General features: G+C 50.5%; 4 protein-coding genes. All 4 read left to right on the forward strand.

Features of this window, described 5'->3' with window-relative positions; genetic code table 11:
* The first annotated feature begins 47 nt into the window (after nt 1–47).
* The 4 genes from ACJMM9_RS15365 (at nt 48) to ACJMM9_RS15380 (ending at nt 6,203) form a co-directional block, all read left to right on the forward strand.
* A complete protein-coding gene (locus tag ACJMM9_RS15365; RefSeq protein ID WP_405328868.1) occupies nt 48–1,238 on the forward strand; it encodes an FKBP-type peptidyl-prolyl cis-trans isomerase in 1,191 nt (396 codons plus the stop codon).
* A gap of 516 nt (nt 1,239–1,754) precedes the next feature.
* Nucleotides 1,755–2,621: a DUF4423 domain-containing protein gene (locus ACJMM9_RS15370; protein WP_290927106.1), complete on the forward strand. Its 867-nt coding sequence runs from the start codon at nt 1,755–1,757 to the stop codon at nt 2,619–2,621.
* On the forward strand, nt 2,618–3,820 hold the full coding sequence (locus tag ACJMM9_RS15375) for a hypothetical protein (protein ID WP_405328870.1): 1,203 nt from the start codon (nt 2,618–2,620) through the stop codon (nt 3,818–3,820). Before ACJMM9_RS15370 ends, ACJMM9_RS15375 begins: the two co-directional genes overlap by 4 nt.
* Before the next feature lie 148 nt (nt 3,821–3,968).
* The gene (locus tag ACJMM9_RS15380) at nt 3,969–6,203 is read left to right on the forward strand and encodes a carbohydrate-binding protein (RefSeq protein WP_405328873.1); all 2,235 of its coding nucleotides are present in this window, start codon (nt 3,969–3,971) and stop codon (nt 6,201–6,203) included.
* Nucleotides 6,204–6,423 lie beyond the last annotated feature (220 nt).

Genomic DNA, 6,423 nt, shown 5'->3' on the forward strand with positions numbered 1-6,423 from the left:
TTACTCTCAAAAACTAGCATTTTCTATTTTATAAGGCAGGAGATACTATGTCAAAATTAAAGTTTTTTCTTGTGTTACTTGCTTCTAGTGTTGCCTTTGCGGTTCCTTTCAAGGCCGAAACTCTCAAAGATGGCAGCGGGGAACCCATTCGTGCGGGTCAGCTGATTAAAGTTCATTACAAAGGATACCTGGCTGTGGATAGTGCTCTTGTGAACAAATCTGCAACGGATTCGACAGTCGAGGCTCCCTATTTCGCAAATTCGTATTACAGTGGTGAACCGCTTGAATTCACGATTGGCGTAGGCCAGGTGATTGAAGGCTGGGACAAGGGACTTGTGGGCATGAAGATTGGCGAAGTGCGCAAGCTTTCGGTCCCTTCCGTGATGGCTTATGGCGACAACTCTCTCGAAGGCATCCCGCCTAATAGCGACTTGATGTTTGTTGTTGAACTTGTTCATGCTGAAAAGCCTCTGGATGCAGACAAATTCCCTGCTGATGTGGACAAACTCAAGTGGCGCGACATGGGCCGTGGACTTAAGGTCTATGATGAAAAGGCTGGCAGCGGCAAGCTGAACGCTGCGGGTAACGTAATTAAGGTCCATTACACGGGCTGGCTCCTCTCTGGTCGCAAGTTCGGTAGCTCCAAGGATTTGGGCAAGCCACTCGAAGCTGTGATGGGTGCCGGCAAGATGATCAAGGGCTGGGAAACGGGCCTTGAAGGGATGCGCGAAGGCGGTGTCCGCTGGTTGCGTGTGTCGCCTGCGATGGGCTATGGCGCTACGGCGTTCTCGATGATCCCGCCGAACTCTACGCTTTTGTTCCGCGTCGAGATGGTCTCCACCGATGTGGATCAGGAACTTGCAAAGCATATGGACTTTTTCCCGGATACGACGCTTCTCAAGTATGAAAACGGTCCGGAAGGACTTCGCTATGCTGTCGTGAAACAGGGCGAGGGCGAACCGGCCCGTGCTGGTCACCGCGCGATTGTGCATTACACGGGCTGGATGGTGAACGGCTACAAGTTCGACAGCTCCCGCGATCGCGGACAGCCGTTTGCATTTGAACTTGGCGCAGGCAACGTGATCCGCGGCTGGGAACTCGGTGTGCAGGGCATGCTCCCGGGCGAAAAGAGAATCCTCGTGGTTCCGCCAGGCCTTGGCTACGGCAGCCGCGGTGCAGGTCCGATTCCGGGCGGTGCAACGCTCATCTTCGCTGTGGAATATCTCGGCGAAGAGTAGACTGTAGGAAGGAAGTTGTCGGATGGCGTCATCCTCGAAGCGAAGCGTAGGGGATCCATAATTTCCTGTATCTTTCTTGAATATGACAAGTCCGCCGTGCGCGGGCTTTTTTAATTGCTGAAAATCGAAAAAATGTGAAATAGCCGTTTTTTACGTGAAAATCGGATAAAAATTATTCTTAATCACGTAAAATTTTATATAAAGTAACTTGTTTTCTGCAAAAATGCGCATTTTGATGCCCAAGTTAGATTGATTTGCTTGATAAAATGACCTGATTTCAACAAAAAAAAGACGAAATGAGGTGGATTGTCAAAAATGTTTTGAATAACGTAACGTTTTTACGTGAAGAATGGTAAAAACTAAGCTAAAATCACGTAAATTTCGCCATTTTTCCAAAAAGCGCCGTTTTACACATTTATTATCTTATGATCAATGACTAGCCCATTGACAAAATATCCATACCAAATGTTTACATTGTGGGTCCTCGGTGTTGTGTTTTAAATATTTTAGATATTGATGGTTACTTTTTCTGACATAGCGGATTACCGCGACTTCTTGAAGGAATTCTACGACAGGCGCAAGGTCGAGATGCCCTTCTACAGCTACCGCATGATGGGTGATAAGCTCGGGCTAGACTCCAGCTATCTCTATCGCGTATTGCAAAAGAAGCAGCACTTGCCTGCTCATGCATTACCTGCGGCAAAGGAAATCCTTGCGCTGGCTGGTCGCGAGGCCGAATACTTCGACCTCTTGTATTCTGCTGCTGTCAGCAAGGACAAGACCAAGCGCGAAGAACTCATGGCGAAGGCTCTGTCGCTGCGCGACGTGGAACGTCATTCTTTGCAGGCTGCTGAACTTAAACTCCTCGAAAACTGGTGGATTCCTGCGGTACGCGCCTACCTGGAATTGAACGGTGGCGTTGTAAACGTCAAGCAGATCGCAAAAGACATCTGCCCGCCGATCACTGAGGAACAGGCTCTCGAAGCCATTGAAACTTTGAAGAGCGTCGGTCTCGTGAAAAAGCTTGCATCAGGCAAGCTCGCACTTACCGAAGCCCATTTGACAGTAGGGGGCCCCGAAAAGGCAAAGGCCGTGCGCAATTTCCAGCGCCAGGTGCTGAGCCTTGCGAGCGATGCGCTCGAGAATGTCCCCGTCAATGAACGCAATATTTCTACACTGACCCTTTCTGTAGACCAGTCCTGCTTCGAGGATCTGGGCGACATGCTGAGGGAATTCCGCCGTCTGGTCCAGAAAAGAGTGGACGGAGCCAAGAATCCTGATCGTGTTATGCAGCTTTCTATGGCATTTTACCCGGTAGCCCGCAAAGGAGGGGCTTCGGAAAATACTATAATAAAAGGGGAAGGTGCAGGAGATAAAAAATGATTAAACGGGCGTGGACATATGGGTTGGCGACGTTGGCTCTGTTCAATGTCGCCTGTGATAGCGGTCGTACCGCTGGATCGTCGATGGAAACGGAAAACTCCATCGCGGTGCTTACTCAATTGGCCGATGGCACGCCTGCTGCACGTATGGACGTTATTGTCCGCCCTGAATCTTATTTGTCCGGTGCATCCGAACTTGGATCGGATTCCCTCTATCAGCTGCATTTTGAAACCGACGAAATGGGCCGCGTTGTCTTGTCCAGCGTTCCGTCGGGTTCTTACGTGATTGAAGCCCGTAACGATTCCTTGAATTTGAAGGGCTTCGCAAAGATTTCCTATGTGGAATCTGATACCACGACTCCTTTGACCGTCGAAGTTTCTGAACCATCCAAGGTCTCCGGTCGAGTCGGTCTTCCGCAGCTGGTGCGCCGTTCCGCTACGGTCTCTGTGCAGGGCTTGGACTACCAGGTCTCGATGGATTCCACGGGCTACTTTGAATTTGAATCGCTTCCGAACGGCAATGTCGAAATTGTTGCGTTTGTGAACGATGCTGATGCTGACTCGGTCACGGAATATGGCCGAATTGATGCGGACGTCGGTGCTCAGTCTGGTGAAGGCGGTCTTTACCTTGGCGATTCCGCTTATGTCAAGACGTACTTTGTCTTTGACGACTTTGAAGATGGCGCTGGTGACTGGGAGCCGGCTGCGTCCTATAACGCAAACGTTGACTTTGATATTGTGTCTGCTGGGTTTGACCGCAAGGGCAAGGCCGCACACTTTGTTTGTGAACGTGATTCTGTTAAAGATTGGGAATGGGCTCTTATCGGTCGTGAACTTGGCGGCTATGTTGATATGAGCGACTTGGATTCCATTAAGTTCTGGGCCCGTGCTTCCAAGGCATCGCAGATTTCGTTTGCATTCGATGTGTTCGTGAATAGCGATTCTGTGACGAGTTCGGAGAACAAGAAGGCTTGGAAACACTTTGAAGTGGATACGGTCTGGACTCAGTTCGTGGTGATCCCGGCGGAACTCGATACGTCGAACAATGGCGGTAACGTCGGTTGGGATTCCATCAAGGACAGCGTGACAAAGATTAGCGTCTTCGGCCAGATGGGTACAGAAGTCTGGATTGACGATATCGAGGTCTTTGGCTACGGCATCTTTGACCCGTATGCCCCGCTTGCAAGGAAAAAAGACTGATTTTAGTCGCATTTGACGTTTTGTCAATAGAACCTACGTGAAAACGTAGGTTTTTTTTGTGATTTGGAGATAGATTTATATTGTTGCTTGGTGATGGATTAATGTAAAAGGATGGATTCACGGTGTGTGAATGTCCTTAAGGAGTGTTATGAGAATACTTAAAGGCATTACGATGTTTGGACTGTGTGCGGGCTTCGGAGTGGGCGCGCTTGCAGATAACCCGATTTCTAGTTACCATTATCTGGCGGATCCATCTTGCGCCTCTGATGGTGATACGTTCTACATTCTGACCGACGTCGATGACTACAACAACCAGACGAACTGGAACTACGACATTGTCGGCCTTTATGCCTTCACCTCTGAAGACATGAAGAACTGGACCGATCATGGCATGATTTTCCGTTCCAAGCGCGAATTCGGCAACTATCCGAGCAACACTTGGGCATCGGGCATTGCCGTCAAGGATGGCAAGGTCTATATCGTTTACCCTGATGGCGCAAGCGGCGTGGGCATGATCACTGCTCCGGCTATCGATGGCCCTTATACCGACCCCGTCAAGGAAACTCACGGTGTCAATAGGATTGCGGGTGGCGGAAGCCTTATCAATGGCTGTGACGGCATTGCGCACTGCTTTGACCCGGGCATCTTGATTGATGACGATGGTGCGGGTTACGTGATTTTCGGTGGTGGCGAAAGCTCTAGCCGCCCGTATGGCAACAACTTCGACATTATCAAGTTTACCGAAAGCAATGGCAAGATTACTTTCGACAAGAATTCCTTGAAGAAGGTTTCTTTGCCGAACTCTTTCGAAGCCCCTTATCTGCACAAGAAGGGTAGCACTTATTACCTGAGCTTCAACAACCGTAGCCAGGTGATTGACTATGGTATGTCCAACAACATCTGGGGACCTTATACCTTCGTAGGTACGGTTATTCCGGGAATTGGTTCTGTGCCTGATGCGCACGGCGAAGGCGGTAACAACCACCAGGGCTTTGCTCCGTTCAAGGACAAGTGGTATGCCGTGTACCATGACCGTCGCTTGGTGACCTCTGACAACCATCCGGCCGCAACGACTCAGGCGGGCGTGCGTTCCGAAAATCCGAACTACGAAAACCACAGAAGCGTGTCCATCGACGAACTCACCTGGAATGGCGACAAGATGAACAAGCTGACCTTCACTCGTGAAGGCCCGAAGCAGATCAAGAACTTTGACCCGTACAGGACCTACAAGGCGACGACTAGCTCCAAGCAGATGAACATCCGTAGCCGTACCGACTGGACCAAAGGACAGCCGGTGAAGCATGTGCTCTTGCCGCTCACGAGCCGTAGCGAATCCTGGATCCGCGTCTCGGGCGTGGACTTCGGTAACGGCGCTCAGAATCTCCGTATCAAGGCTGCAAGTGTCGCCGATGGCAATACGATTGAAATCCATAAGGGAAGCGCAAGCGGAACGTTGGCCGGTACTTGCAAGATTGCAAAGACCAGCAACAACATGACCTTTACCGATAACGATTGCGAAATGACGGGCCTTACGGGCGTTGTCGATCAGCTGTTCTTTGTGTTCAAGGGTTCCAAGGATTCGACCATGGGCATTCTTGAATGGGAATTCCAGGGCACGAAGCGCGAACCTGAACCGCAGACGCCGTTTGGCGGCAAGGCTTGGGCAATCCCGGGCAAGATCGAAATGGAAGACTTTGACGAACCGGGCTATGGCGCAGGTAACGATTCTTATAGCGAAAACGATTCCGATGACCACGGTGCCGAAAGCAATGGCGGCAAGAGCTACCGCGAAGGTACCGGCGTCGATATCTACAAGAAGGCTACGGGTTATGTCGTCGGTTACAACCAGACCGATGAATGGCTGGAATACACCGTGGATGTGGCTGCAGAAGGCGACTACACGATGTTTGCGGCGGTGGCTTCTGCCAATGCGACTTCTGGCTTCAAGCTTTCCATCGATGGTGACGATATTACCGAATCGATTGCCGTTCCGAAGAACGATGGCGAAGAAAACTATGACGACTACAGCAAGGTAAAGGCGAACGTGAAGCTCCCGGCAGGGAAGCATATCCTCCGCTTTACCGTGACTGGCGACTGGATGGACATCGACTATATTCAGTTTGCAACGGGCAAGGATGCCAAGGATCCGGATGAAGGTAGCGAAGTGGCTATCCGTCAGAAGATCCGCATGAATGCGATTGCCGCTGCAACCTACGACGTGTTCGACTTGACGGGCAAGAAGGTGGCTAGCTTCACGGCTCGCAACATGAACGAAGCGAAGAGCGTTTGGCATGATGGCGCCCAGGCTAAGAATGTGCAGGGCGTGTGCATCATCCGCAACCGTAGCACAGGCATGATGGCAAAGGTCCGCACGACGCGCTAGATTTTCCTCACTCACACCTCCATCTAAAAGGAACCCCTCTTTCGAGGGGCTCTTTTACTATTGCCCATTACAAACTTTTATAAGTGTGATATCTGTTTGTTAAAAAAGATGTTTGTTTAGCGTTGCGAAAAATAAAGCGTCGGCCAAGTTTTTTTTCTTCGCAGTAGCGTGCAAAACGAGAGTCGCGGGCGACTGCTTGCAGGCGCTCATGACCGAGTGA

Origin of the sequence: Fibrobacter sp. (assembly GCF_045112255.1) — a bacterium.
GTDB lineage: Bacteria > Fibrobacterota > Fibrobacteria > Fibrobacterales > Fibrobacteraceae > Fibrobacter.